This window comes from Balneolales bacterium ANBcel1 (assembly GCA_029688905.1).
GTDB lineage: Bacteria > Bacteroidota > Rhodothermia > Balneolales > Natronogracilivirgulaceae > SLLW01.
This window is the reverse complement of sequence record JARULB010000004.1, coordinates 166,828-192,748: the sequence shown is the minus strand read 5'-3', so window position 1 is coordinate 192,748 and position 25,921 is coordinate 166,828. Positions and strand designations below refer to the sequence as shown.

The 25,921-nt window shown below is 56.1% G+C and carries 18 protein-coding genes; 13 read left to right on the top strand and 5 right to left on the bottom strand.

Annotated elements, in window-relative coordinates:
• Nucleotides 1-7: 7 nt before the first annotated feature.
• Nucleotides 8-1,345 (top strand): pyruvate dehydrogenase complex dihydrolipoamide acetyltransferase, encoded by a 1,338-nt coding sequence (locus QA596_07065; protein MDG5767218.1) that lies wholly within the window; start codon nucleotides 8-10, stop codon nucleotides 1,343-1,345.
• 20 nt (nucleotides 1,346-1,365) lie between these two features.
• Here the strand turns inward: QA596_07065 and QA596_07060 are convergent, their stop codons facing one another.
• Nucleotides 1,366-2,190: a DUF4918 family protein gene (locus QA596_07060; protein ID MDG5767217.1), complete on the bottom strand. Its 825-nt coding sequence runs from the start codon at nucleotides 2,188-2,190 to the stop codon at nucleotides 1,366-1,368.
• Nucleotides 2,191-2,306: 116 nt separating this feature from the next.
• Here QA596_07060 and QA596_07055 point away from each other — a divergent pair, with 116 nt between their 5' ends.
• The 4 genes from QA596_07055 to QA596_07040 all read left to right on the top strand — a co-directional run bounded on the left by QA596_07055 (nucleotide 2,307) and on the right by QA596_07040 (nucleotide 7,623).
• Entirely contained in the window at nucleotides 2,307-2,846 is a 540-nt protein-coding gene (locus tag QA596_07055) for a tryptophan-rich sensory protein (GenBank protein ID MDG5767216.1), read from the top strand.
• A gap of 160 nt (nucleotides 2,847-3,006) precedes the next feature.
• Nucleotides 3,007-3,918 (top strand): protein-L-isoaspartate(D-aspartate) O-methyltransferase, encoded by a 912-nt coding sequence (locus tag QA596_07050; GenBank protein MDG5767215.1) that lies wholly within the window; start codon nucleotides 3,007-3,009, stop codon nucleotides 3,916-3,918.
• A gap of 8 nt (nucleotides 3,919-3,926) precedes the next feature.
• Nucleotides 3,927-6,386, top strand: a complete 2,460-nt coding sequence (locus QA596_07045; GenBank protein MDG5767214.1) for a hypothetical protein — start codon at nucleotides 3,927-3,929, stop codon at nucleotides 6,384-6,386.
• Between the two features lie 310 nt (nucleotides 6,387-6,696).
• Complete coding sequence (locus QA596_07040; GenBank protein ID MDG5767213.1) at nucleotides 6,697-7,623, top strand: AEC family transporter; 927 nt, start codon at nucleotides 6,697-6,699, stop codon at nucleotides 7,621-7,623.
• 108 nt (nucleotides 7,624-7,731) lie between these two features.
• Here QA596_07040 and QA596_07035 read toward each other — a convergent pair whose 3' ends face one another.
• The 3 genes from QA596_07035 to QA596_07025 all read right to left on the bottom strand — a co-directional run bounded on the left by QA596_07035 (nucleotide 7,732) and on the right by QA596_07025 (nucleotide 11,459).
• The gene (locus QA596_07035) at nucleotides 7,732-8,253 is read right to left on the bottom strand and encodes a type 1 glutamine amidotransferase (GenBank protein MDG5767212.1); all 522 of its coding nucleotides are present in this window, start codon (nucleotides 8,251-8,253) and stop codon (nucleotides 7,732-7,734) included.
• A 298-nt stretch (nucleotides 8,254-8,551) separates the two neighbouring features.
• Nucleotides 8,552-10,753, bottom strand: a complete 2,202-nt coding sequence (locus QA596_07030) for a T9SS type A sorting domain-containing protein (protein MDG5767211.1) — start codon at nucleotides 10,751-10,753, stop codon at nucleotides 8,552-8,554.
• 163 nt (nucleotides 10,754-10,916) lie between these two features.
• Entirely contained in the window at nucleotides 10,917-11,459 is a 543-nt protein-coding gene (locus QA596_07025; GenBank protein ID MDG5767210.1) for an HD domain-containing protein, read from the bottom strand.
• A gap of 533 nt (nucleotides 11,460-11,992) precedes the next feature.
• Between QA596_07025 and QA596_07020 the strand changes: the two genes are divergently transcribed.
• The 5 genes from QA596_07020 to QA596_07000 all read left to right on the top strand — a co-directional run bounded on the left by QA596_07020 (nucleotide 11,993) and on the right by QA596_07000 (nucleotide 18,491).
• The gene (locus tag QA596_07020; GenBank protein MDG5767209.1) at nucleotides 11,993-13,798 is read left to right on the top strand and encodes an SLC13 family permease; all 1,806 of its coding nucleotides are present in this window, start codon (nucleotides 11,993-11,995) and stop codon (nucleotides 13,796-13,798) included.
• Nucleotides 13,799-14,128: 330 nt separating this feature from the next.
• The gene (argB, locus tag QA596_07015; GenBank protein MDG5767208.1) at nucleotides 14,129-14,953 is read left to right on the top strand and encodes an acetylglutamate kinase; all 825 of its coding nucleotides are present in this window, start codon (nucleotides 14,129-14,131) and stop codon (nucleotides 14,951-14,953) included.
• A 153-nt stretch (nucleotides 14,954-15,106) separates the two neighbouring features.
• Nucleotides 15,107-16,162 (top strand): N-acetyl-gamma-glutamyl-phosphate reductase, encoded by a 1,056-nt coding sequence (gene argC / locus QA596_07010; protein MDG5767207.1) that lies wholly within the window; start codon nucleotides 15,107-15,109, stop codon nucleotides 16,160-16,162.
• A gap of 233 nt (nucleotides 16,163-16,395) precedes the next feature.
• Nucleotides 16,396-17,607, top strand: a complete 1,212-nt coding sequence (argJ, locus tag QA596_07005; protein MDG5767206.1) for a bifunctional glutamate N-acetyltransferase/amino-acid acetyltransferase ArgJ — start codon at nucleotides 16,396-16,398, stop codon at nucleotides 17,605-17,607.
• Between the two features lie 227 nt (nucleotides 17,608-17,834).
• Nucleotides 17,835-18,491, top strand: a complete 657-nt coding sequence (locus QA596_07000; GenBank protein MDG5767205.1) for a DUF4870 domain-containing protein — start codon at nucleotides 17,835-17,837, stop codon at nucleotides 18,489-18,491.
• Between the two features lie 93 nt (nucleotides 18,492-18,584).
• On the opposite strand, the gene QA596_06995 is transcribed toward QA596_07000, so the two are convergent.
• On the bottom strand, nucleotides 18,585-19,913 hold the full coding sequence (locus tag QA596_06995; protein MDG5767204.1) for a DNA polymerase IV: 1,329 nt from the start codon (nucleotides 19,911-19,913) through the stop codon (nucleotides 18,585-18,587).
• Between the two features lie 279 nt (nucleotides 19,914-20,192).
• Between QA596_06995 and QA596_06990 the strand changes: the two genes are divergently transcribed.
• From QA596_06990 to QA596_06980, 3 genes are all read left to right on the top strand, one after another.
• Nucleotides 20,193-20,477, top strand: a complete 285-nt coding sequence (locus QA596_06990; protein ID MDG5767203.1) for a hypothetical protein — start codon at nucleotides 20,193-20,195, stop codon at nucleotides 20,475-20,477.
• A 126-nt stretch (nucleotides 20,478-20,603) separates the two neighbouring features.
• Nucleotides 20,604-21,206, top strand: coding sequence for a nucleoside deaminase (locus QA596_06985; GenBank protein ID MDG5767202.1), 603 nt, complete (start codon nucleotides 20,604-20,606; stop codon nucleotides 21,204-21,206).
• 175 nt (nucleotides 21,207-21,381) lie between these two features.
• Complete coding sequence (locus tag QA596_06980) at nucleotides 21,382-25,911, top strand: PAS domain S-box protein (GenBank protein ID MDG5767201.1); 4,530 nt, start codon at nucleotides 21,382-21,384, stop codon at nucleotides 25,909-25,911.
• Nucleotides 25,912-25,921 lie beyond the last annotated feature (10 nt).

The following is a 25,921-nucleotide window of genomic DNA, read 5'->3' as shown; positions in this document are numbered from 1 at the left end:
AAGTCTTATGGCTACAATAATTGACATGCCCAAACTGAGCGATACCATGGAAGAGGGGACCATCGCGAAGTGGAATATCAAAGAAGGCGACAAGGTGGAAGCCGGCGACATCGTTGCCGAAGTGGAGACCGACAAGGCGACCATGGATCTGGAAGCTTTTGATCCCGGTACGGTATTGAAAATCCTGGTCGAAGAAGGTGACTCCGCACCGCTGGGAGCCAAACTGGTTATTCTCGGTGAAGAGGGTGAGGATATCTCCGACCTGGAAGGCGACGGAGCTTCCGCAAAAGAGAGCGATGGCGACAAGAAGGAGGAAAAGAAACCATCGGAGGATAAGGACGAGTCGGAAGAAGAGGAGTCGTCTGAGGACACGTCGGAGGAAGCCGATGAGAAGGGTGCCGATCAGAAATCGGATGACGGCGGTCGCGTGAAGGCTTCCCCGCTTGCAAAAAAGATGGCCGAGGAGAAGGGCATTGATCTGAGCAAGGTAGAAGGCAGCGGTCCGCAGGGGCGCGTCATCAAGGCCGACATCGAAAACTACAAGGGTGAAGCTGCGCCGGCTGCGGCCGAAAAGAAAGACGCCGCCGATGCGAAACCCGAAAAATCGGATGCAAAGGAAGAGAAGGCGGAAGCGCCCAAACCTTCGGTATCGGGCACAAGCATGCGCGAGGACGAAGACCTCAAAGTCTCACAGATGCGCAAGACCATTGCCAAGCGATTGGCGGAAAGCAAGTTCACCAGTCCGCATTTCTATGAGACCATCGATATCGACATGAAGAAGGCGATGGCTGTCCGGGCTTCGCTGAATGAGATAAGCGACGTAAAGATCAGTTTCAACGATCTGGTAGTCAAGGCGTGTGCGGTGGCCTTGCGGCGCCATCCGTGGCTGAACGCTTCCTGGAAAGGGGATGTGGTTCGACTCAACGGCGATGTCAATATTGCGATTGCCGTTGCCGTGGACGAGGGGCTGCTTACTCCGGTAATTCGTCACACCGATCAAAAAGGGCTGCGTGACATATCCATCGAAACCAAGGATTTTGCCGCCCGGGCGCGTGACAAAAAACTGCAGCCCCAGGATTGGGAAGGCAGTACGTTCACTATCAGCAACCTGGGCATGTTCGGCATCGAGGAGTTTACGGCCATCATCAATCCGCCCAACGCAGCGATCCTCGCCGTAGGCGCCATCCGGGATGTGCCGGTGGTCGAAGACGGACAGGTGGTCCCGGGCAAGCGTATGAAGGTCACACTTTCCAGCGACCATCGCGTTGTGGACGGAGCCAAAGCCGCCGAGTTCCTCAATACGGTTCGCAAACTTCTGGAAGATCCGGCCTCCATGCTGCTTTAGGAGCTGAAGCCGGAAACAGGTTAGTTATCCCGGGCAGGTGATTCACCGGCTCGGGACAACGCTTCGGTGTAGGAAGTCACATATTCCGCCATCCTTTTTGAGCGGTATTGTACCACGAAGCGGGGATGGTCCAGCGGAACCACTTCATCAAACCATCCTGTTTTTTTGTTCAAAGCATTCAGGAAGGTGAAGTTTTTGCCGCGCCCCATGCAGAAGCAGCGGTCGGTTGCCGCCCCGAATCCGATCTGCTTTTCAATGCAATCCATGATGAAGGGAGTTACGGCTTTTTGGAGGTGCCGGTCGTCGTAGAAGTTGTAATTTACTTCGTTTCCCTTGTCGTTGCGACGCGTAAAGCCGAGAGGGCACACGGAATTGATGTAGAATCTGGAGTAGAAGGAAGCCGGTCCGCCGAAGGCCTTCACCACCTCATAAACGAATACCGAGGAGGGCTCGTGAGTCGGGTCTATGGCCATGTCGATGCCGCAGACATCGCGCATCCGCTTGGTGTCGGTAAACGGCACTCCGGTAACACCCGCTCCGAACCGGCCCGGATTTATTCCCAGAATCAGATGGCGCGGGCTGGTGTCCGAATAATATTTGTGATAAAACCGGCTGGTGACATCCCGTATGGTTTCGGCGTATTCACCGCGAAACGGGTTCATCACGGCTATCCCATCGGGCAGCAGAGAGGAGTCCAGGTCGAGGGATGCATTAAAAGCGAGTATCAGCTCGGCGAAGGTCATATTGGGTATCGTTTTGAAATGGATGGCCGGCCTGTCACCTTGTTCATGGATCCGGCCATTTGATATCACCTCTTCATGGTCATGTTCTGGCAATCGTAGCAACGAAAGCAGGGAATGTAAGAAGTCAGATGTTGCCATAACAGGAAAAACCGCAGCAACGGGTAGTCAATGAGGGGAAAATTGATTAGTATGTTTCCGGAAGAACGAATATCGGACACATGAGCAGACTGCACCGTTTTCTGGCGTTGATTACAAGTATCATCCTGGCTCAGGCCGCCGGTCTGATCGGTTCGCTGGCCACGCGACCGCATATCGAAACCTGGTATCGAACCATCGAAAAGCCGGGCTTTACCCCGCCGGACTGGGTATTCCCCGTGGTATGGCCCACTCTGTATCTGCTGATGGCTGTGGCTGCCTGGCTGGTTTACATCACCCCGAAACAAGGCGACCGGAGCTACTGGACACAGGGCACATCCTACGAAAGCATGATGCTCGGCAATACTCCGTCCCGTTTTGCGGCCCTCGGTGTTTATGGTGCGCAATTGGTGTTGAACATGCTTTGGTCGTTTTTATTTTTCCAGTGGCAGATGCCGGGTGCCGCCCTGATCGAAATCCTGATTCTGCTGATGCTGATTGTGCTCACAACCCGGTTGTTCTACCGGATACGTCCGCTGGCCGGATATCTGATGATTCCCTACATCCTCTGGGTCAGCTATGCGTCCGTTCTTAATGCCGCCATCTGGTGGCTGAATTCGTGAATCCGCAAATCAGAATCGCTGGATGTAGCCGTTACCCATGAAACGTGCGGCCCGGCGGGTGTAAAGATCGCAACCCTGAATGGCCGGTTGACTGGTTTCACCGGCAGCCGGCTTCGGCGTGCCGGATCCACAAGGAACGAAAATGAAACCCGATATTGCTATGAGTACCGTTTTGTCTCCCGATCGGACAACCAGAGTTGATAACAGCCAATGTGTGCGGCAACGGCCTGAATGTGCCTTTGTGGACAAAGGTGTGATTTCACACGGCGGCAGTGTGCGAAACAATCCGGATGCACTGTCCGGAGGTCACCGGAGTTCATGCCATACGCAGCCGGGAGTCGCTCGTCAAAACCTTGCCTTGGTGACGGTCTTTATGGTCTGGATGGCCGTTCTCGTCTCCGGAATGGCAAAAGGTTCCCATGGGATGTCGGACAACGACCGTTACAGCGAGCAGCGCGAACGCATGGTCGAAAGACAAATTGCCGCCAGAGGTATTGAGCATCCGCTGACCCTGGATGCCATGCGCGGCGTACCCAGACATCTGTTTGTTCCTGCGGGTCAGGAAAGGCGCGCTTATCAGGACAGCCCCCAGCCCATCGGCCATGGCCAGACCATCTCACAACCCTATATTGTGGCACTGATGACCGAGCTGATCCAGCCCTGGCCCGACATGAAAGTTCTGGAGATCGGAACCGGTTCGGGGTACCAGGCGGCGGTTCTGGCGGAATTCTCCGATAACGTCTATACCATCGAAATCATCGAGGAGCTTGGAAGATGGGGAGAAGGCAACCTGCAAAAAGCCGGTTATGATAACGTTCATACCAAAATCGCCGACGGATACCACGGATGGGAGGAGCACGCGCCGTTCGATGCCATTGTGGTTACCGCCGCCGCCGACCATATTCCGCCGCCGCTTGTGGATCAACTGCGTAACGGGGGCAGGATGATTATCCCGGTCGGCTCCCCATTCCGGACCCAAAACTTGATGCTGGTGCAAAAGGATGGTGATGACATTCGTACAAGCAACGTGATGCCGGTCAGGTTCGTACCGTTTACGCGTGACGACGACTGATATATGGCATGAACTTTTTCCGGAATCGTATCCAGAAATTATTGGCTTCCGCTCATCCGGGCAGTGAGCGTGGGTCCGATCTCTCCTCGCCGGGAAGCGCGGCCGTTCCCTTTTCCATCGGCATCACCTCCATGGCTTTGATCGCCTTTCAGCTGGTGATCATGCAGATTCTCTCCATCACACAGTGGCACCATTTCGCATATATGGTGATATCCATGGCGATGCTGGGGTTTGGAGCGGCCGGCACATTCCTGGCACTCTTCCGGGAATGGATGAACCGACATTTCGACACCGCTCTGCCGGTACTCTACCTCCTGTGCGGTGTCTCGATGGCGGCTGCCGGCTGGATGGCCGGCGTCTTCGGTGATTTCGACGCGTTTCTTCTCTTTTTTGAACGGTCACAGATAGGGGTGATGATCTTCTCCTATCTGGTATACTGCCTGCCTTTTTTCTTTGGAGGCCTGGCAATCACCCTGGTTTTCTACCGGCAGGTTTCTGAAATCGGGACCATCTACTTTTTTAATCTGGGCGGGTCCGCCCTGGGCGGCGTGGTTGCCATCGCCTTGTTCTGGCTGATGCCTTTGCCTGAAACCGCCTCGCTGCTGTCGCTGCTGGTGCTTTTCGCCGCATGGCTTGTTCGTCTTCCGGGACGCAGGTTTACTGTAGCCATCGTTTTGTCGCTGCTGGTGCCTCTGGCCGGATTTATTCATCCAGTGGTGCCGCAAACATCCGAGTACAAGGCGATATACGGCGCCCTTCAGTTACCCGAGGCGGAAGTGACCTTCGAGCGTTCGAGCCCATACGGACTGCTGCAGGTTGTCAGCGCTCCTGCGCAGCGTTTTGCCCCCTCACTGAGCCTGCAGTATCGTGACGCTCCGCCGGTCAGAGACGTCGTGTTCAACAACGGGGAGTATTTTGGCACGTTGCTGGGGAAAAGCGCTCAAAACGGCAGCCATATCCTGGACTATTCCACCCGGGGGCTGCCCTTCGCGGTACGCCGTCCGGATACGATGGTGGTCCTCCATGCCGCGACCGGTACCGATGTCTCGCACGGGGTTCATCACGGCGTCTCCCGGATCCATGCCGTCGAGCCGCACCGCCGGGCCAATCACCTTCTGACGCAAGAGCATCCGCAATGGAACGACTCGCTGTACCATCAGCCGGGGGTATCGCTTCACGGCAACAGCGTTCGCTCCTGGATGGCCGCTAATCCGGGGCTGCAGACCGACCTCATCATCCTGCCCGTAATAGGAGCTTTCGGCGGCACTTCCGGCCTGAACGCCCTGCAGGAGCAGAACCATCTCACACTGGAGGCGTTCCACGAGATGTGGGACCGCCTTGCCCCGCATGGAATGATCGCATCGACCATATGGACCGAACACCCGGCACGGGCCACACTCAAGCTTCCGGCCACCTGGCGCCGGCTGCTCGATGAGCGCGGAATCAGCCGGCCCGGCGACCATATCATGGCCATCCGCAGCTGGGGCACCATCACCTACATGCTCAGCCGTTCCCCTTTCACCGAACAGGAACGGGAAACGGCGCGCCGCTTTTCCGAAGAACGCTCTTTCGACCCCCTCTTCCTGGCGGATATTCGTCCGGAGGAACGCGACAGATTCAACCGGACCCAGGATCGCTCCTTTTTCGATCATGTCGACACGCTTCTTGTCGGAAACCCCGACTCCCTGTTCGACAGCTATGTGTTTGACGTGCGCCCGGCCACCGACAACCGCCCTTTTTTCTCCCACTCCATCTCCTGGAGCAGCATCCCCGAACTGCGCGACTTGTACGGAGATGATCAGCTGCCGTATATGGAACTGGGGTTTGTCATGGCAGGGGTGACCCTTGTCCAGATTGTTCTCGCTTCGGTGGTGCTGATTCTTTTGCCGTTGTTTCGGGTGGGATGGCAGGGTACCCGCCGCCGCTGGACTTTTCTCTATTTCGCCGGCATCGGGACCGGCTTCATGTTTTTTGAAATGGTGCTCATCCAGAAGCTGGTTCTCTATCTTGGGCAGCCTGTGTACGCGACCGCCGCCGTGCTGGCTGCGCTGCTGCTTTTTTCCGGAACCGGAAGCTACGCCTCCTCACGGTTTACGCCGACCCGGCGCATCCTCCTGCGGACCGGAGGCACTATTGTGGCGCTTGTGCTCGCCTACTCCCTGCTGCTCATGCCGCTGCTGGATATCAGCATGTCGTGGCCACTGGTCCTGAAAATCATCAGCGTTACCATCCTTCTTGCGCCACCGGCCTTTTTCATGGGGATGATGTTTCCCTTCGGCCTGCGGCTGCTGTCCGGCAGCAACGCGTCGCAGATTCCCTGGGCCTGCGGCATCGACAGCTGCCTGTCGGTCTCGGCCACGGCATTGGCGACGCTGGTTGCGCTGGAGTCCGGTTTCGGTGTGGTGATGGGCATCGCCGCCGCGTCATACGCCCTTACGACCCTCGCGGGCATGCGTATCCGCGCATGAGTACCGACGGTATGGCAGCAACCTGATTGCCAATTCCCCTCGCCGCCAGGCATGTCCGCGCATGAGGTGCACGGGACCCGGCGCATTCGGATCCGCGGAAACGCACCGCCCGTATTTACACCATCGGCAGGAGTAAAGCAATCCAAAGTCACCAAACGGGGCACTAACTTGCGAAAACCGTCTGCCGTTTTGATTTCCGGGGCTGAGTATTCGCTGTCGACATGCTATATTAGAGCATGGTCCAAGCCGACGTGTTGCCACGCCCGGACCGACCTGATATGTAATCGAAACCGCAATCTTTTTTCAGTTGATGGAGCCTGTAGCACCCCTTGCACTGATTGCCGTCAGCCTGCTGATCGGTATGGTGATTCGCCGGATACCGGCATTCCCGGAGAACACCCATCTGGCCCTGAATCAGTACCTGATCTATGTCGCATTGCCTTCGCTGGCGCTCATCCACATACCCGGTATGGAAATTGCCGCCGATCTGCTGTTTCCGGTCGCAACGGCCTGGATCGTGTTTTTCGCTTCCATGCTGCTGGTGCGTGCGCTCTCCGGACGGATGGGGTGGGATCGGAAGACGGCCGGTTGCATCATTCTCACTGCCGGTCTAGGCAACACCGCGTTTGTAGGTTTCCCGGTGATGGAAGCCCTGTACGGCCCCGAAGGACTCCAAATTGCACTGATGGTTGACCAGCCCGGAACCTTTGTAGTAACCAGCACGCTGGGTGTGATTGTCGCCAGCATCTATGCTACCGGCAAGACCCGTAAAAGAGTGGTGCTGCGGAAGGTCGCCACGTTTCCTCCATTTATCTTTTTCACGGCGGCGCTTTTGATGAATTTTGTGAATGTGCAGCCGGGAGGGGTGGTGCTTGGCGTGCTTGAGAGTTTTGCCGCGACCCTGACGCCGATCGCTTTGATCTCCGTCGGACTCCAGATACGCCTCGGATCCACCGGCGGATCTATCCTGAACCCACTCTCATCGGCACTGGCCTATAAACTGATTCTGGCCCCACTCCTCCTGTTTGTTCTCTATGTGATGGTTTTGGGAGGCGAAGGCCTGGCGTTTGATGTGAGCATCATGATGGCAGCCATGCCGCCGATGGTCACCGGTTCGATACTGGCCACCAGCTACGGCCTCAATCCCCGGCTGGCCTCACTGATTGTGGGCATCGGAACCCCCGCATCCATACTGACGCTCACCGGATGGTATCTTTTTCTTGGGTGGATGGGGTGAGGTGACCTCCGCCCACCGCGCCATCCGGTTCCGGCCCGCTGCTCCGCACTTCGAATAAATCAGTTCCGCTCTTCGGGCATATCAGCTCGGCTCAGGTTTTCGGATAAATCAGCTCATCAGCTTGATGATTTCCCGGCAAAACGCGGGAAGGTCGTTGGGGTTGCGGCTGCTGATCTGGTGACGGTCCACCACCACTTCTTCATCCACCCATTCGGCACCGGCATTTTTGAGGTCGTCCTTGATGCCCGGTGTGGAGGTGCACCGGTATCCTTTCATGATATCGGCCGAAATGGGAATCCACCCGGCATGACAGATATGCGCCAGCGGTTTGCCGTCTTCATGGAATTCAAGGGTGAGTTTGAGTACGCGGGGATCCCGCCTGAGCTTGTCCGGAGCAAACCCGCCGGGAAGCACCAGCGCATCGAAATCTCCGGATTGCATATCGGCAATGGCTGCATCCGACCTGCAAGGATACCCGTGTTTCCCCTTGTAAACGACCCCTTCCTCCGGACCGGCAACCACCACTTCGGCACCTTCTTCAGTGAGCCGCAGCTTGGGGTACCAAAGCTCCAGGTCTTCGTATACATCATCAACGAACATTAAAACGCGCTTTCCATTCAGTGTGCTCATATTCTCTCCGCGGTTTGGTAGAATAAATGGGTGCAGCAATTGAAGTCGGTGCTACTTATTCAACATCAACACGCGGAAAGGCGCGGCCATTCAAAAACAGCTCATAATTTCCGAATGCGCGCTTCCTTCGCAACGCGGCACCGGGTGATGATACGCCGCCGCAATCATTTAAAATCAGAGGAGACGTTCCGCCGCCGCAATCATTTTAAGTCAGATTCGTATCACCCCAGGAGAATCCCCCTGACTGTCGGTTTACATGAGGATAAAAGCTCCTGTGGCAGCCTGTGGCAATATGATACTATTTGATGAGCGTCAGCTTGCGTGTTGTCACAAAACGGTCCGTTTGCATGCGATACAGGTAGACACCGCTGGTCAGTTGTGATGCATCGAACGTGACGGTATGGTGTCCGACCTCCCGGGTCTCGTCGACCAGCGTGGCGACGCGCCTGCCGGTCAGGTCAAATACTTCCAGTGTTACATGGCCCCGCTCCGGAATGGCAAATCCGATAAGTGTGGATGGATTGAATGGGTTCGGGTAGTTGGCATCCAGGCGGTATTCCGTAACGGCTTCTTCGCTGCCGGCAGAGGTGACATGCCTCGTGAAGAACATGCGCGAACTTGACCAGATGCCGGGTTCTCCATCCGGGCTGATGCCACGCACGGCCCAGGTGTAGGTTTCGTTCGGCTGAAGCTCGCCGGGGTAATGCAACCCGGTTTCAGCAAGGGTCGTATCCACCACCAGCCGCTCGGCATTGATCCCCTCATAGATCCGAAGCTGGTACTGATCGGAGCTTTCGGAGGTGCTCCAGAGAAAGTGGGGGGATAAATCCACGTTTGCAGCGTGCTGGTGAGGCTGGATCAGGTCGGGCGGTTGAGGAACGTAATCTATCTCTCCGCCGTATCTCGGGTGACGATCCAGGAACAGGCCGTCCGGATTGGCCAGCCAGTTCAGGTAATCCTCGATATTGGTGTACCCGTTGCCGTTGTCATCCCGCACGGCGAGGTCCGGATCGCTCGAGTCAAGGCCGTGCTCTTCTTCCCACCAGTCGGGGATGCCGTTCTGGTTCGAATCGGCCGGCAGACGGGCGGTTTCCAGGTTCGGGAGGCCGCCGACCTCATCCTGGTGGTCAATGCGGCCGGTTCGCCACCATGCGGGCAGGCTGTAAGGGGCCTCACTGCCTTCGATGTGCTCGGCGTGGTAGTTCACAAGTTCCTGCAGCACATAGGTGTCATGCTCGTCCCTCGGCCAGGCCCCGGCTTCCGAGGAGACAAATTCCCAGGCTTCATGGGCGCTGCGAGTGGTAACCGGACCCGGATCGAACGGTTCCGACTGTTCGTGGTCGCTTCGGCTGATGTTGCCACCCAGCTGAACCATACTGTACTGATCGGCGGGAATCGACCCCTGCCGAAAGTTTCCTTCGAAATACCCCTGCGAGTATCTGCTTTGCTCAATGAGCCGCCAGTTGGTCAGAGCGTAGTTGTTCACAAAGTTGTACTTGGTGACGGTGTCATCGTCGTAATTGGCGCCCACGCCGTCGAGCATCACATTATTGCGAAAATCAATTTGCAGTCCGTCGGGATCCTGTAAAAACGGAACGTAATTGCCGGGTCTTGGTACCCTTGCCCGGTGATTGGTCCACAGATTCGCCAGAAAACTGTAGCGTGCACCATGGCGCCCGCGCACCAGGGCTCCATAGGCGCGGTTCCCTTTTTCGTGGACCGACCGGTACAGCGGTTTGGCCAGCATGCTGTTCTGCACCGTTATGTTGTCGGAGTGAGTTACTCCCAGGTTGCCGTCGACTCCCCAGGTTGCCGTGACATGGTCCAGTACTACGTAGTTCGCGCCTCTGACCCGAAGGGTCCATTCGTCATCGCTGTATCTTCCGTCATTGCCATGTCGGAAGCGCATATGCCGGATGACTACATCGTGGGTTCGTACATCGAATTGCTGTCCGGCTACGGTGATTCCGTCACCCGGAGCGGTTTGCCCGGCGATGGTCATATAGGGGTGATAGACGCGGATCGGTGTAGTGAGCTCGATGGTGCCGGAGACATCAAACACGATGATGCGAGGTCCCGAAGCCTGGGCCGCCCGGCGCAGGGAACCGGGACCGCTGTTGTCGAGGTTGGTCACCCGGTAAACCGTTCCGCCCCGCCCGCCGAACGAGTAGGCACCGTATCCTTCCGCGCCCGGGAATGCCGGTACCAGCGGACCGTGAGTGGCGTACTCTGGATCCGGCAGCGGCGTGTTTCCATATTGCCTCCAGCGGTTGGCGGGGGAGGAGGCCGTTTCGATCATATTCTCGCGCCGGCCTTCTTCACCCCAGTGAACCGGAGGGATGTCGGTGTGCGTCTGGCTGACACGGTTGTCGCCCAGTGCAGATGACCCGGTTGTGGAGCTTTTTGCCGGTATCCGGGCGGAAGATTCCGCCGGCTGAACAGATATTCCCGACAGAAGAAAGAGCGTGGTGAGGGAGATGGCCGTTGCGATTTTGGCCATGGAGTGCGCGGAGGCTGAAGCTGACACCAAAAAGAGAGACATAAACGGAAAAAGCTGTACGACAGAGTGAAGGGGCAATACCCGGACCTGAGCGTCGGGCGGTACAGGAAGTAGACGCACGACCCCGCTTTTTCCGTGAACAAAACGTTGTTTTTATTCAATATTATTTTTCAGCGTCGAAGACCCCTGCCAGAAACAGAATATGATCCCCCAGATCGGAATCGATCAGTTCCGCACCCTTGCGGATGTCATCACGACTCACATTGGCGGCGAACCGTTTGTCTTTCATCTTTTTAGTTACCGACTTGGCCTTCATTCCCGAAAACCCTTCAGGCCGCATCAGGGAAACCGCATGCATGAATCCGCTGATTTCATCGCAGGCAAACAGGTATCGCGCAATCTCTGTTTCCGGTTCGGCACCGGTACGTTCGGGGGCATGCGCCCGAATAGCGTCGGTAACATCCTCGGGAAGGTCCGTTTGCGGGAAGATGTGCGCAAGCGCATAGTTGGGGTGCTCATCCGGCTGCTTCTCCCAGTCGAGGTCATGAAGCAGACCGGCCAGCCACCACCGGTCGGTTTCGTCCGGGCTCTTGGCAAGATGACGCGCATATCCTTCCATGGCAGCGGCGACCATATGGCAATGATGCCGGAGATTATCACCGGATATCCACTCTGTTAGCAATTTTTCCGCTTCCTGTCGGGTCATAGGGTATCACTATTTGGTTTCGGGCGGAGGGGTAACTGCCCCCGGCGACGATCTCCGGGGATCACTCCGACCATTTACGGAACTGGCGCTGTCAGCAGTCAGGATGATTTTTAAACGATACCGCATAGAGGTGACCGTTTACGTGCCTGCGCCGACAGCAGCGGGCACCAGGACGACCTGCATCCGCCCGGTACCAATGACGCCAGTTTACCTAATCCCCGTCACAGAAACAATATTCATATATCGAAATAAATATATATTTTATATATTGTCAAGGCCCGGGTTCATTATCTGATGTTTTTTGCGATATTCGGTACATGGAGTCCGTCGCGTCCGGGATGCAGGGCGTCAACCGGGTCCGAGCCGTGACTTTCAAAACAGTCGGGTGTTGGGGACTCCATCCGTCCCGATTTTTTCAACTTTCAGAAGCGGAAGGCAGCGAAATCCTCTGCAGCTATAAAACAAGCAAGAAGACAGAAATAACCAGTGGTTAGAACTATTGGCAGCGAAACTCACTGCCACCCTGAAAACCAATCGCCGATTCTATGGATGCCGAAATACTGATTGTTCTCACAATAATGGGATTGACAGTCATTTTCCTGGTTACGGAGATTATCCGCATCGACGTAACCGCACTGCTGGCGATGCTGGCCCTGAGCTGGACCGGGATCCTCTCCACCAGCGAGGCGCTTTCCGGTTTTTCCAGCAATGCCGTGGTGGCGATGATTGCCGTCATGATCATGGGGGAGGGGATATCGCGCACCGGAATCATGTCGCGGTTTTCAAAGGCGGTGCTTCGCAAGGTGGGTACCGGCAAAACCGGCATCCTCGGGGTATTTTCCCTGTCGGTGGGCACACTTTCCGGCGTAATTCAGAACATCGGCGCCGCGGCTCTGTTCCTGCCGAGTATTCTGGACATCTCCCGCCGCATCAAGATTTCGGCCTCTGAGCTGATCATGCCGATTGGCTTTGCCGCGATCATCGGCGGAACCCTCACCATGGTTGGTTCGGGCCACCTGATCCTCACAAACGATCTGCTCCAGAATGCGGATCTGGAGCCCTACGGACTCTTTGCGGTCACACCGGTTGGAATCGCTCTTCTGCTTGCAGCCATCCTGTTTTTTCTGCTGTTCGGAAAGTTTGTGCTGCCACAGGGTTCCGGCGAGGCGCGGCAGGAGCTAACCGAGCAGGAAAAACTGATTGACGCCTTCAGCCTGTCGCAGAACATCCGCTATTTCCGCATCCCCGGAGAGAGTCCGCTTATCGGAAAAACCGTCGAAGAATCCGGTGTATGGCGCGATTACGCCCTGAACATCCTGGCGCTTTCCCACGATCAGTACGCCGACTACGCCCCCTGGCGCGAGACCCGTTTTGAGCAGGATCAGACCCTGGCGCTTTACGGAGATGACGAGCGCATCAAAGAGTTTGTATCGGTGCATAAACTGGAGCCGGCCAGTGATCATCACATGTTTCACAGTCTCGATGACCCCGATGAGTCGGGCTTTGTGGAGGTGGTAGTGCCACCGCGATCGGAGCTGGTCGGCCAGACCATCCGCAAATTTTCCATGCGCAAACGCTATGCGGTGGAACCGCTGATGATTTTCAGTCAGGGCAGAAAAATCCAGGGCGATATTTCCGACCACGAGATCCAACCCGGTGATACGTTTATCATCTACGGCCCGTGGCCTCATATCCGGGATCTTCAAAACAGCGATCCCTTCGTTGTGGTCACCCCGTTTGAGGTGGCTCCGCGTGACCGGTCCGGGACCGTGCCCGCCGTCGGCAGCTTTCTGCTGGCCATCGGCCTGGCAATGTCCGGGTTCTCCATCTCCATCGCGTTTCTGACCGGTGCGATCGCCATGGTGCTCTCCCGTGTGATGACCATCCAGGATGCCTACAAGGCGATTGAGTGGAAGGTGGTGTTTCTGCTCGTCGGACTCATACCGCTCGGAGTGGCCATGCAAAACTCCGGAGCAGCCGAGTTCCTGGCCCGCAATGTGATGATCGTAGTGGAGGGAAGCCACATCTATCTGCTGCTGTTAACAGTCGCCCTGCTGTCGACCATTTTTTCTCTGGTGATGTCGAATGTGGGCGCGGTTGTGGTGCTCGCCCCGCTGGTGGTGAGCATCGGTACGCTGGCCGGGGTGGATCCCCGCCCCCTGGTGCTGCTGGCCGCCGTTAGTGCCGGCAATTCGTTCGTGCTGCCCACCCATCAGGTGAACGCGCTGCTGATGACCGCCGGCGGATATCGTACCAGCGACTATTTTAAAGCGGGCGGGGGGATGACCATCGTGTTCCTGTTCGTCGCCGTCACCTTCTTCTATTTCACGTTCTTCTGATGCGGCTTCGGGTCGCAGCCCCGCAGCCCGTACCCGGCCGCCACCTGGAATCGTGTCCGAAGACAACGTACCTCACGCCATTGGCAGATCGCAGCCTGTACCCCGGTTACGGAAGCCTGTACCCGGCTGCTGAACAGATTTGCAAGTCCCGTTCCGTGTAAATGATCCGGTTGCCGGTGCCTTGCTTTGCCCGTGCCACCCTTTTTGCCTTTGCCTTCGAACCGCATCATCCGGATCCGCAGCAGGGCTGGCCGGGCAATCCGATTCGATATCGTCCCGAGAATACCGTATTTTGAAGGATTGAAAAGAAATAGTCATCCAAACGAAAAAATGGATCAGCAAAAACCGATTATTGTTGTTAAGTATGGCGGTAATGCCATGACCGAAGACTCTCTCAGGCAGCAGGTCGTCAAGAATATCTGCCTGCTTCAGAACTACGGTTTCAATGTTGTAATTGCTCATGGCGGCGGACCCTTTATCAAGGAGGCGCTGCTTCAGGCCAATATCGAGTCGGAATTTATAGACGGGCACCGGGTAACCACCCCTGAAGCGCTGGAGCATGTGGAAAAGGCGCTGAAAGGCCAGGTCAACGGCGCGCTGGTCAGGCTGGTCAATAAGCTAGGCTACAAAGCGGTTGGGCTTTCCGGCAAAGACGGAAAAATTGCCACGGCGGTCAAGCGGATGCACAGAAAAGAGGTCGATGGCCATGTCGAAGAGCACGACCTGGGTCAGGTTGGCGATGTGGTAAGCATGGATACGCACCTGCTCCATCTGCTGCTGGATCATGAGTACATCCCGGTGCTTGCCTGTCTGGCCGCCGATGTGGACAGCAACGAATATAACGTAAACGCCGACATGTTTGCCGGTCACCTTGCAGGAGCGCTCGGAGCCGAAAAGTTCATTGTACTGACCGACGTTGACGGTTTGTTGCGGGACATCAACGATCCGTCGTCGCTGGTGACCGAACTCCGGGCGTCCGATATCGCAACACTGGAAGAGGAAGGAGTGATTCAGGGGGGGATGATCCCCAAGACAGAAGCCTGTGCCATTGCGCTCAAAAACGGTGCCCGCTCGGCTGTCATCCTGAATGGAACCGACCCCGAACAGCTGCTGGCGGTCGGCAGGCGCGAACCCGTCGGCACAACCATCCTCTGAATCAATCACTCCGCCTCAACCCGGATCATGTTGCCGATTTTACGCCGGGCAGCAGTTACTGCCGTGTGCAGGACCAGGCCGCCTGGCCGGCAGGAACACATACGGATGCACGAAAACAGTGCTGAAAACAAATGAATGTAAGCTGATAATATTATGATGAACAGGAAGAAAGTTGGTGTTATCGGGGCTACCGGTTACACCGGATCGGAAATCGTACGTATACTCGCGCAGCATCCGGGGGTGGAGATCGCCCTGATTACCTCCGAGTCCCGGGCCGGAGAGAAATTTTCGGATGTCCATCCGTTTTTTCACGGCATCGTGGATGATGTGCTGCATAAAGCGGATCAGGTAGACAATACCGATCTGGATCTGGTATTCCTGGCGCTTCCGCACGGGGTGTCGATGGATTACGTAAAACGGTTTGCCGGCCGTGACTTCCGCATGGTTGATTTCTCGGGGGATTTTCGTCTGGCCTCGCCGGAGGTCTATGAGCAGTGGTATCCCAAAAAACACGTCTATCCGCAGGGGTTTGCAGATGCCGTGTACGGATTGCCCGAACTCTATGCCGACCGGATTCGCAATGCGGCCCTGGTCGCCAATCCCGGATGCTTCCCGACCGGCGCGATTCTGTCGCTGGCACCTCTGACCGCATCCGGAGAAATCCGCAGGGACGGCATCATCATTGATTCCAAAACCGGTGTGACCGGCGCGGGGATCAAGGCCTCCGCCACCAACATGTTTTCGAATGTGAACGACAATTTCAAGGCGTACGGGGTGAAGACGCACCGCCATACCATTGAGATCCAGAGCATTCTGGAAGATGTGGCAGGTGGCCTGGGACCGGTTCAGTTCACCCCGCACCTGCTGCCGGTGGACCGTGGTATCCTGACTACCGTGTATGCGCGGCCGGAGGACGAATCCGGCTGGGCCGGCAACGGGAAACAACGCCTGGAAGAGATGTACCGCGATTATTACCGGGGCAAGCCGTTTGTCAGGCTGTGCCAGAATCCGCCCACACTGAAGGATGTCAGGGCCAGCAACTACTGCAATATTTACGTCGACTATGACGATCGCACCGGAAACGTGATCATCATAAGCGCGATTGACAATCTGGTAAAGGGGGCGGCCGGCCTCGCCGTTCAGAATATGAATGTCATGTTTGGCTTTGATGAGGCCCAGGGGCTCGGGCAGGTGCCGATCAACCCGTAAGGCGGCTGTAGCGGAACCGGATCTCCTCCGGGTGCCCGGTATCCGCATTCCCGATCGCGACTGTCGATGATGAAGATAGCCGGCGGTAAGGAACACCCGCCGGCGATGACAGCCTCGGGAGTTTCGTCTGCAGGCAATCCGGTAACCGGCCGGTGGACCGGATGCGAGTCGCAGATCTAATTAACGTTATAATCAAACCGGAAAGTAACAGTCCGGCAAAAAATCATATCGATATGATCAAAAATATTACCAATGTACGAGGGTTCACATGCTGGGGAGCCCATTCGGGTGTCAAATCCTTGCGAAGAGACCTGGCTATCATCTATTCCGATGTACCCGCCAGTGTTGGCGCGGTGTTCACTCAGAACCAGGTCATTGCCGAACCGATCAAAATATCGCGGGAGCATGTGAAGAACGGGCTGGCCCAGGCCATTGTGGTCAATGCCGGCAATGCGAACGCGTGCACCGGCGAGCAGGGGTACGAAGGCGCCCAGGCAATGGTGAAAACCCTGGCTGAAAGCCTGGAGATCGATGAGGACCTGGTGATTGTCTCTTCCACCGGTGTGATCGGTGAACCCTTCCCCACGGAGGATATCGTGGAAGGCATCAGGGAAAATGCCCCCAAGCTGACCAACCGGTCGTCGGCGGGCTCGTTTGCCGCCAACGCAATTCTCACCACCGACACCTTTGCCAAAGAGGGGTTTCTGGAGTTTACGCTGGATGGCCGGGAGGTCAATATGGCCGGTATCGCGAAGGGGTCCGGCATGATCCACCCCAACATGGCCACCATGCTCGGTTTTATCGTGACGGATGCTGATATTGAGCCGAAACTGCTTCAGAAGGCGGTTTCCGAAGCGGTGGATGACACGTTCAACATGATCACCGTCGACGGAGACACCTCCACCAACGACATGGTTGCGGTGCTGGCAAACGGCAAGGCCGGCAACGACCGGCTGACCAATGCGAACCACGCAGACTACAAGGTCTTCCGCAACAAGCTCAGGGAGATGATGCAGCATCTTGCAAAACTGATCATCTCCGACGGAGAGGGCTCCTCCAAATTTGTCGAATACCGGGTAGAGAATGCGCCGGACAAAGCGGTAGCGCGTAAACTCGCCCGGAACATATCCAGCTCCAACCTGGTCAAGACCGCGATGTTCGGCCGTGACCCGAATTGGGGACGCATCGTCTCGGCGGCCGGTAATGCAGGCGTTCCGTTCGACTACACGACGGTGGATCTCTATCTGGGCAATGAAAAAGAGCGGGTGAAGGTACTTGCAAAAGGCAAACCGGTCAAATACGACCGGAACTTCATGAAAAAGCTGCTGCGCGAATCGCACATCAGTGTGAAAATGGACATGTGCGACGGCGATGCCACGGCAGTGGCCTGGGGCTCGGACCTGACCACCGATTATGTGCTGTTCAATTCGGTGTACACGACGTAAAGGCGGTGGACGAAAGGCAGCCGGAGCAGGGATAGCCGCTGCCGGCATGTATGCGGGGCAGCTCATCCGGGCGGGAGGAAGTGTATCCAGTTTGCGAACGAAGGCGGTATGTCATCGAAATGACGTGTTAATGTCGTGTTCGCCGTTCCCCGGATGATGTATATTCGGTAGGATTTCGACAGTGTGCCGGACGGGGTCCGGGTCAACCGCCATCAAAACATGCAGATATGAGTCGCAGTGAAGTATCGCGTCAGATCAGGGAGAAAAGGAGTGCTTTGGGATGGTCGCAGGATCTGCTCGCCGAAAAAGCCGGGGTCAACATTCGAACGATTCAGCGGATCGAAGCCGGCGACACTACTCCCAGGGGCGATACACTGCAACGAATCGCCGAAGCGCTGGGTGTTGCAACGGGGCAGCTCACCCGGGCGGAAGAGGGGGACACCGGCCGCTACCTGCATTTCATCAACCTTTCGCTGCTGGGCATGTATGTGCATTTCCTGTTGTGGATTCTCGCCCCGCTGCTGATTTGGGTGGTGCTGAAAGACCGGGACAGGGCTGTGGACAGAGCCGGAAAGCAGATCCTGAATTACCAGTTCACAGTGATTCTTTTGGTTATCCTGATCTCGGTGTTGTCGGCATGGTTTTACCAGTCTCCGCTCTACTACCACATTGCGTGGTCGGAGTGGGGGCGTGGCTGGACCCGCGCGCCGTTTCCCAATCATATGTTCCTCATAACCCTGGGTTACGTCTGGAATATCGTCATGGTGGGGTATAACAGCTGGCGCATCAGACAGAAAAAGAGCCTGAAATATTTCCCGGCTATCCCGTGGGGTGCCACCAGACGTTTTTTCCGGGAGCTTCTCCGGAAAGCCGGAAATCCGTGAGGGTGCCCTCCGTCGGGTCAGGCCCTCCGCCGGCAGACCGCTTCGGCAGCGGTAATTTCGCCGGCTGAGCGGATACTTCGGAGCCCGGCCATTTCAGCTCCGGTTGACAAAATGGGTTTTGCCCGGCACGCCGTCCTTCATCGCGCCTTTGACGATGGCCTGTTTGCCGTAGTGGTTGTTGATGGTATCGATAGAGCGGTAGAGGCGGTAGAGACGGCTGTCCTCCTGAAAAAAGATTTCGAGCTGGTCGCCCGGCACCATGTCGATGGTGTGGAGCCCGACTCCGCGGAAGGTGTACCCGTCCCGCCGCGCCCGCTCCAGCAGCTCCATGGCTGCGGGGATGCAGGCGTTCATGACGTACTCGTCGAGGTTGGTGTAGCCGGGCGTGGCAAAAGCGAAGGAGGTGCCTTGCCACCGGGCATCCTGGAACCGGAGGTAGCAGCCGAAGCGGCGCGCCTTGCGGCGGTAGCCGCGCATCCGGTAGCAGACCTGCCGGACTGCTTTGACCAGCTCGGCGCGTACCTGTCCGGTGTCGGCGGTATGATCGGAAAAAGTATGCATGTAGCTGACTTCGTCCGGCACATGGTGGGCGTTGTCGAGCACCCGGGCGCGGTCGCGGCCGGTCACCATCTCGTAGAACAGCCGGCCCTGCATGGCGCCGAAGATTTGTTCGAAGATACCCGGACCCCGTTTGCGGGCGTCGGCGATGGTCAGGATGCTGTGGCGCTGCAGACGCCGGTACCGCCGCCGGCCGATGCCCCACACCTTGTCCAGCGGGAGGGGATCCAGTTCCTGTTGCGCCTCCTCATCGCTGAGAAGGAGGAGGAGTCCGTTGGGCTTGCGCAGTCCGGAGGCCAGCTTGGCGTAGGTCTTGCTCCGGGCAATGCCGACGGAGCAGACCAGCCCGAGTTCATCGTATATGGCGCGCTTGAGCCGGCCGGCAAAAGCGTGGATGGCCGGGCGCGGTCGCCGCTGCAGAAACGTCACATCCAGGAAGTATTCATCCATGGAGTACTTCTCGACATCGGGGGCAAAATCCTCCAGAATCGCCTGAAGCTGCCGGCTGATGCCTTTGTATTTGTCGTAGTCGATCTGCAGGAAGATCAGGTAGGGACAGATCTGATGGGCCTCAAGGGCGCTCATGGCGGTTTTGATGCCAAGCTGCCGGGCTTCGTAGCTGGCGGTAGCCACGATGCCGCGCGGCGTGCCGTCGGGCTTGCGCCATCCGCCCATGGCCACCGGAAGCCCGTACAGGTTCCACGCACGCTGCTCAACCTGCGCGTAAAAGCAGTTCATGTCGATATGCAGATAGAGCCGGGGCTTCAGGCTCACATGCTGATGCTCCCGGGCCACGCTGCTGTAAAGCGTGATGCGGTGGACATCCTGCTCCAGATCGTAAGAGGAAATATGTTCAGGGTTCATTGCTCATCATGCATTCCCGGGCGGAAGGTCCGCGCAGTGTTTCAATTTCATCGCACCGTTCAATTGCAGTGCCGATTGCCTGTCATTCATCACCGGACGGAAGGCTTGCGCCCGGACCGGAGAAAACATTTTTAAAGACCGCAGTTTGACGCGATTATTTATATGTGTAATTTATGTGTGATGTCGTTTTTCTGCAACACTTCGTCTGTAAAAAATGCGGGGCAGGCAAAAAGAATGGCGGCTGGAAGACAAGCAACGGAACCCGGATCTCGGATCAAAATGGACAAATACCCGGCCATCAATGTGTTAAGTATTTTTGCGGGATTCCGGTCCCGGAAGGTGAAGTTCGGGATTACGCCGCTGCGGTTTCAATTGCCGGACGGGCAGTCCCACCGCATCGCGCAGGTGCGGCAGTCGCATGCCGAGCGGGTGGGCCAGGCGATGCACTACCACTTTGTGGTCCGTTCGACCGAACAGCGCTATTTTCACATTGTGTTTGACGCGGGAAAACTGACCTGGCACCTGGTTCAGGAGTTTGACGCCGAGCTGCTGTTTAACGAGTAGGATCCGGCATACGGATCCGGAGTTCGGAGCGCCGGGTTATGCCGCCAGATTGCCATTGACCACGAAGAATCGATGTCGTATAATGAGCAGGCTGTATTTTCTTTTTACTGGTATACTCTCTGTCTGATGAATCAAACTGCCGGCTTCACGTTCCCGGATTTCCGGTTTCAGCTCCCCGGGTGGGTTTCATCCGTCCTTCCCGCGCCGGATCACATCTATCGCACCGACGAGGAGAAAATGCGCCTGGCGATCGCGCTGGCCCGTGAAAATGTCCGAAACGACACTGGCGGACCTTTTGGGGCGGCTGTTTTCAACCGCGATACCGGCCGGCTGATTGCCCCCGGTGTGAATATTGTGGTTCCGGCCCGCTGGTCGGGCGGACATGCCGAGATGGTGGCGTACGCCCTGGCCCAGCAGGTCCTTGAAACGCACGACCTGGGCGGTGAAGACATGCCTTTCTGTGAGCTGTTTACCAGCACCGAACCCTGTTCCATGTGCCTGGGCGCCACACCGTGGTCGGGGGTGCGCCGCGTGGTGTGCGCCGCCCGCGACGAGGATGCCCGTGCCGCCGGCTTCGACGAAGGTCCCAAACCAGCCGACTGGTCCGACGCCCTGGAACAGCGCGGTATTTCGGTCGCCCGGGATCTGCTGCGCGAGGAAGCGATCCGGGTGCTTCAGGACTATGTACAGCGCGGAAAGCCCATCTACAACGCCCGTCAAAAATCGTAACCGCCTTCTGAGAAGTGGTTTACCACCACCGTATCGTGCATGTCCGGCCCGCGCCGCCGGCCTGGGTTCGTTTTTTTTCTTTTTATGGTGTGATTTTTGCTTTTTACCGAAGGAAGGTCTGTTGCGGCAGGGGTGTCCTGCCGCCGGTTTTTGATTACTCAAGATATTATAAGGAATGGCTGACAAGTTTTTGCTGGGGATAGCCGATTGTAAAATCATCCTTGATGATGACGGTAAACCCGTGGATTACATTTTTGTGAATACCAACAGGGCATTTGAAAAAATCTCCGGACTGAAAAGGGGGGATATCATCAACCGTCCGGTTACAAAGGTGCACCCGGGAATCATCGGAGAGGAGTTTGACTGGATTGGATTTTTTGGAAATATTGCCCTGAACGGAGGAAGGGAGGTATTTGAGCACTACTCCGAAGCGCTTGGGCGGTGGTACCGTGTAACGGTTGTCTCCGACGGCGAAGGGTATTTCACAACCGTATACGAAGAGCTCACGCACTTCACGCAATTTGCAGAGGCTTCCCAAAAGCTGAATGGCTACTTCGCGGACAATATCGACTACCATGATATCGCGGAGACCATGAGGCAGATATCAGGGGCATCCTTTGTCGCTTTCAACGTGTTCAGCCACAACAGGGAAAGCTTCACAACCCGTGCGTTCGCAGGCGACGGCAGGCAGATCCGCAAGGCTGCCGATATCCTGGGCTTTGCACTTGAGGACAAAAAATGGAACCTTAATCCACGTATTGAAGCCCGTACCGAGGGCAATAAAACAACGGTGTTTGACCGCCTGGAAGATATTGCCGGGAATGACCTGCCCCGGGAGGTGCTGGCCGGGCTTGCCGGGGTGCTGAACATCAGCAGTGTGGCGGTGGTCAAGACAATCACGGATGCCAGGGATCTCGGTGATTTTACACTTTTTTATCAGGGGGGAAGAAGGCCGAAAAACCGGCATCTGATGGAGTCATATGCGGATATGGTGGGGTCGGTCCTGCGAAGGATCCGTTCCGAGCAGCAGTTGAAGCAGCACGAAGAGGAACTGGCCGGCTTTTTTGACGTGAACCTGGATTTGCTCTGTATCGCCGACACAGACGGCTATTTCATCAAGACCAACAAAGCCTGGGGTGAAATCCTTGGATATTCGAGCGAAGAGCTGAATAACAGGAAGTTCCTGGATTTTGTTCACCCCGATGATATCCAGCCGACCCTGGATGCAATGAACTCATTGGGCAAGCAGGAGAAAGTGCTCAATTTCACCAATCGGTACAGATCGATCGACGGCTCCTATCGGTGGATTGAGTGGCGGTCCCATCCGAAAGGAAAACTTATCTATGCCGCTGCCAGAGATGTGACCGACCGGGTCCGGTCCGAGAAGGCGCTCAGGGAAAGCGAGGAGAAACTGAACCTGTTTTTTTCCCAGTCCATGAGCGGTTTCTTTTTCATGGCGCTGGATGAGCCTGTTGACTGGGGCAATGCCGATGATAAGGAGAAAACACTTGATTATGTGTTGAACCATTCGCGTTTGACCAGGGTGAACCAGGCGTTTCTGGATCAGTACGGTGTCACGAAAGAGCAGGTCCTGAAACTGACGATAGCCGACTTTTTTGCACATGACCGGGACCAGGGGCGTGAGTTGGTTCGCAAAATACTCGATCAAGACAAGGCGCATTCCGAGAGCAGCCAGCACCGCTTTGACGGCACCCCGATAACCATTATGGTGGAATATACCTGCATCCATGACGATACGGGAAAGATCATCGGCCATTTTGGTATTCAGCGCGATATTACAGAGGAAGTCGAGCTCAAGTACCGTCTGGTTGACAGTGAGAGGTACCACCGCTCACTGACCATGAGTATTCCGGATATGCTTTTTGTCATTAGCAGGGAGGGGAATTTTCTTGACTTCAAGGCGGATTCGACAAATCTCTATGCCCGTCCGGAAGATTTTCTCGGAAGGAACTTCCGCGATGTTTTACCGCCGGAGGTGTCACGGAAAAAGGAGGCCGCCATTGCCGAAGCAATAGAGAGGCAGGGTGTTGCGGAGTTTTCCTATTCGATGCCGGTTCGGGGGGGAACCCGCTTTTTCCAGGCGAGGCTGGTACCCTCTGGTGGCGACAGGCTGATCTCCTTTGTGAGGGATGTGACCGAGCAAAAGGCCGCGGAACGGGAATTAAGCAACAGTTACGATTATCAAAAAACGGTTTCCCTGGTATCATCAAGCCTGGTCAAGGTGAAGGCGGAGACCTACGATCAGACGGTGAACCGGATACTGGCTGAAACCGCCCGCTACTTTGCTGCCGACCGTGCCTATCTGTTCCTGTTTTCGGAGGACCTTGCCACAAAGACCAACACGCATGAGTGGTGTGCCGAAGGCATCGATCCGCATATTTCAGATATGCAGCAGGTGCCGGTGGATCCGCTTCCCTGGTGGAAGAAAAAAATCCTGAATAAGGAACGTGTGCATATCCCCGAAGTAGCCGCATTGCCGGAAACGGCTGCTGCCGAAAAAGCCCTCTTCATGAGTCAGGATATCAAATCCCTGCTTACCGTGCCCCTTGCAAACGAGGATCGGTATTTCGGCTTTATCGGTCTTGACATGGTGAAGAAGCATTACTCCTGGAATACACAGGAAATGGAAAGACTTCAGACCATCGCCCATATCCTTGCAGATTCCATGGTAAGGCTGGCCAAAGAACGGGAACTTGTTGTTGCGAAACAGGAAGCAGATCAGGCCAATAAGGCCAAAAGCCAGTTTCTGGCTAACATGAGCCATGAAATTCGCACTCCTCTCAACGGAGTCATCGGTTTTACCGAGTTGCTTGCCAAAACACCGCTCTCGGAGGCGCAAAAGCAGTATGTGGATAATGCCACCATGTCGGGCCATTCCCTGATGCAGATCATCAACGACATTCTGGATTTTTCCAAAATTGAAGCGGGAGCGCTCGAACTGGATCCGGTCAGAACCGACATCATCGGACTGCTTGAAAACAGCGTGGATGTCATCGCGTTCCATGCCGGGCGCAAGCATATCGAAATATTGCTGGATATTGATGCCGATACGCCCCGCTACGCTGTCGTGGATCCGGTACGGCTGAAGCAGATCATCGTCAATTTACTGGGGAATGCGGTAAAGTTCACCGAAACAGGCGAGATTGAACTGAAAGTGGTATTCGAGGAAGAGCGCGATTCCGGACAGGGCCACTTTCATTTTTCCGTTCGCGATACCGGAATCGGGATTTCAAAAGCCCAGCAAAAGAAACTCTTCAAAGCCTTCTCCCAGGCAGACAGTTCTACTACGCGAAAATACGGCGGAACCGGTCTCGGACTGATGATTTCCCAGATGATCGCCCAAAAGATGGGGAGCACTATCGCGCTTGAGAGCCAACGGGAAAAAGGCTCTCTCTTCTATTTCAGTATCACCGCAGAATTCGAGCCGGATGAACGTTTCACAACCGGAGACATCAGCCGGGTCCGGCGATGCCTTGTTGTCGATGATAACAGGAACAATCTTGCGATTCTCAAAAAGATGATGGAAGAGAAAGAGGTTGACTGTGTTACCTGTGATAACGGGCCGGAAGCCTTGAAAACCCTGGAGCGCTCCGGTCCGTTTGATGTTGTCCTGATGGATTGTCACATGCCCTCACCGGACGGCATGGAGACGGCACAGTTGATTCGGAAAGATCTCGGTTTATCGCCGGAAACGCAGCCGCTGGTTCTCATGCACGCTTCCACGGAAGAACCCGGCCTTCAGCAGCAATGCGATGAGCTGGGCGTGATATCCCGAATCGTTAAACCGGTCAAAATGCGTGATTTGATTGCGATTTTTTCCGATGTCGGATCTGAAGATTCGTCTGCGGATCAAAGTCACACCGAGCCGGCACCATCCGAAGGCGAAATGGCAGAAGACGGCACCGGCCTGAGCGTACTGATCGCCGAGGATGTTCCAATGAACATGATCCTGATCCGTTCGATCATCGGCCGATTGTTGCCTGAAACACAAATCATTGAGGCCCGCGATGGCGGGGAGGCTCTCCGGATGTTCGAGACACACCGCCCGGACCTCGTTCTCATGGACGTACAGATGCCGGAAATGGACGGAATCGAAGTCACGGAAAAAATCAGAAACATTGAAAAGGAGGACGGGGCGAAGCGCGAATCCGCAGGGAACCGGACCCCCATTGTTGCGCTGACCGCCGGTACGGCTTCTGAAGAGCGGGAAAAGTGCATCCGTGCAGGCATGGATGACTTTCTCTCCAAACCGGTTGACTCAGAAAAAATTTCGGATGCGCTGGAGAGGTTGCTGTTGCAGAAAACGAGAGAAATGCCGGAAAAGGAGCCCGATATCCCAACAGAAGATCATTTTGACGCCGCTGAACTGGAACGCCGGCTGAATCACAACGAAGAAGATGTTGAGGAGGTTTTATCGGCAACACGGGATACGTACCCCGTTATTATCGACTCGCTTGAGGCGGCCGTTGATAGTGCCGACATGAAACGGGCCCGTGCTTTGGCCCATCAGCTCAAAGGCTCCTCGCTGAACATGTGTTTCGGGCGGCTGGCCGATCTTTCGAAAAGGATCGAGATGAGCGCTACTGAGGGACAACTTGCTGATGTCCGGGAACAGTTTGAACTGCTCAAAATCGAATGGAAGCATGTGCTGGCATTGCTGGGGCAGAAACTCCGCGGGGACTAGCAGGGCAGAC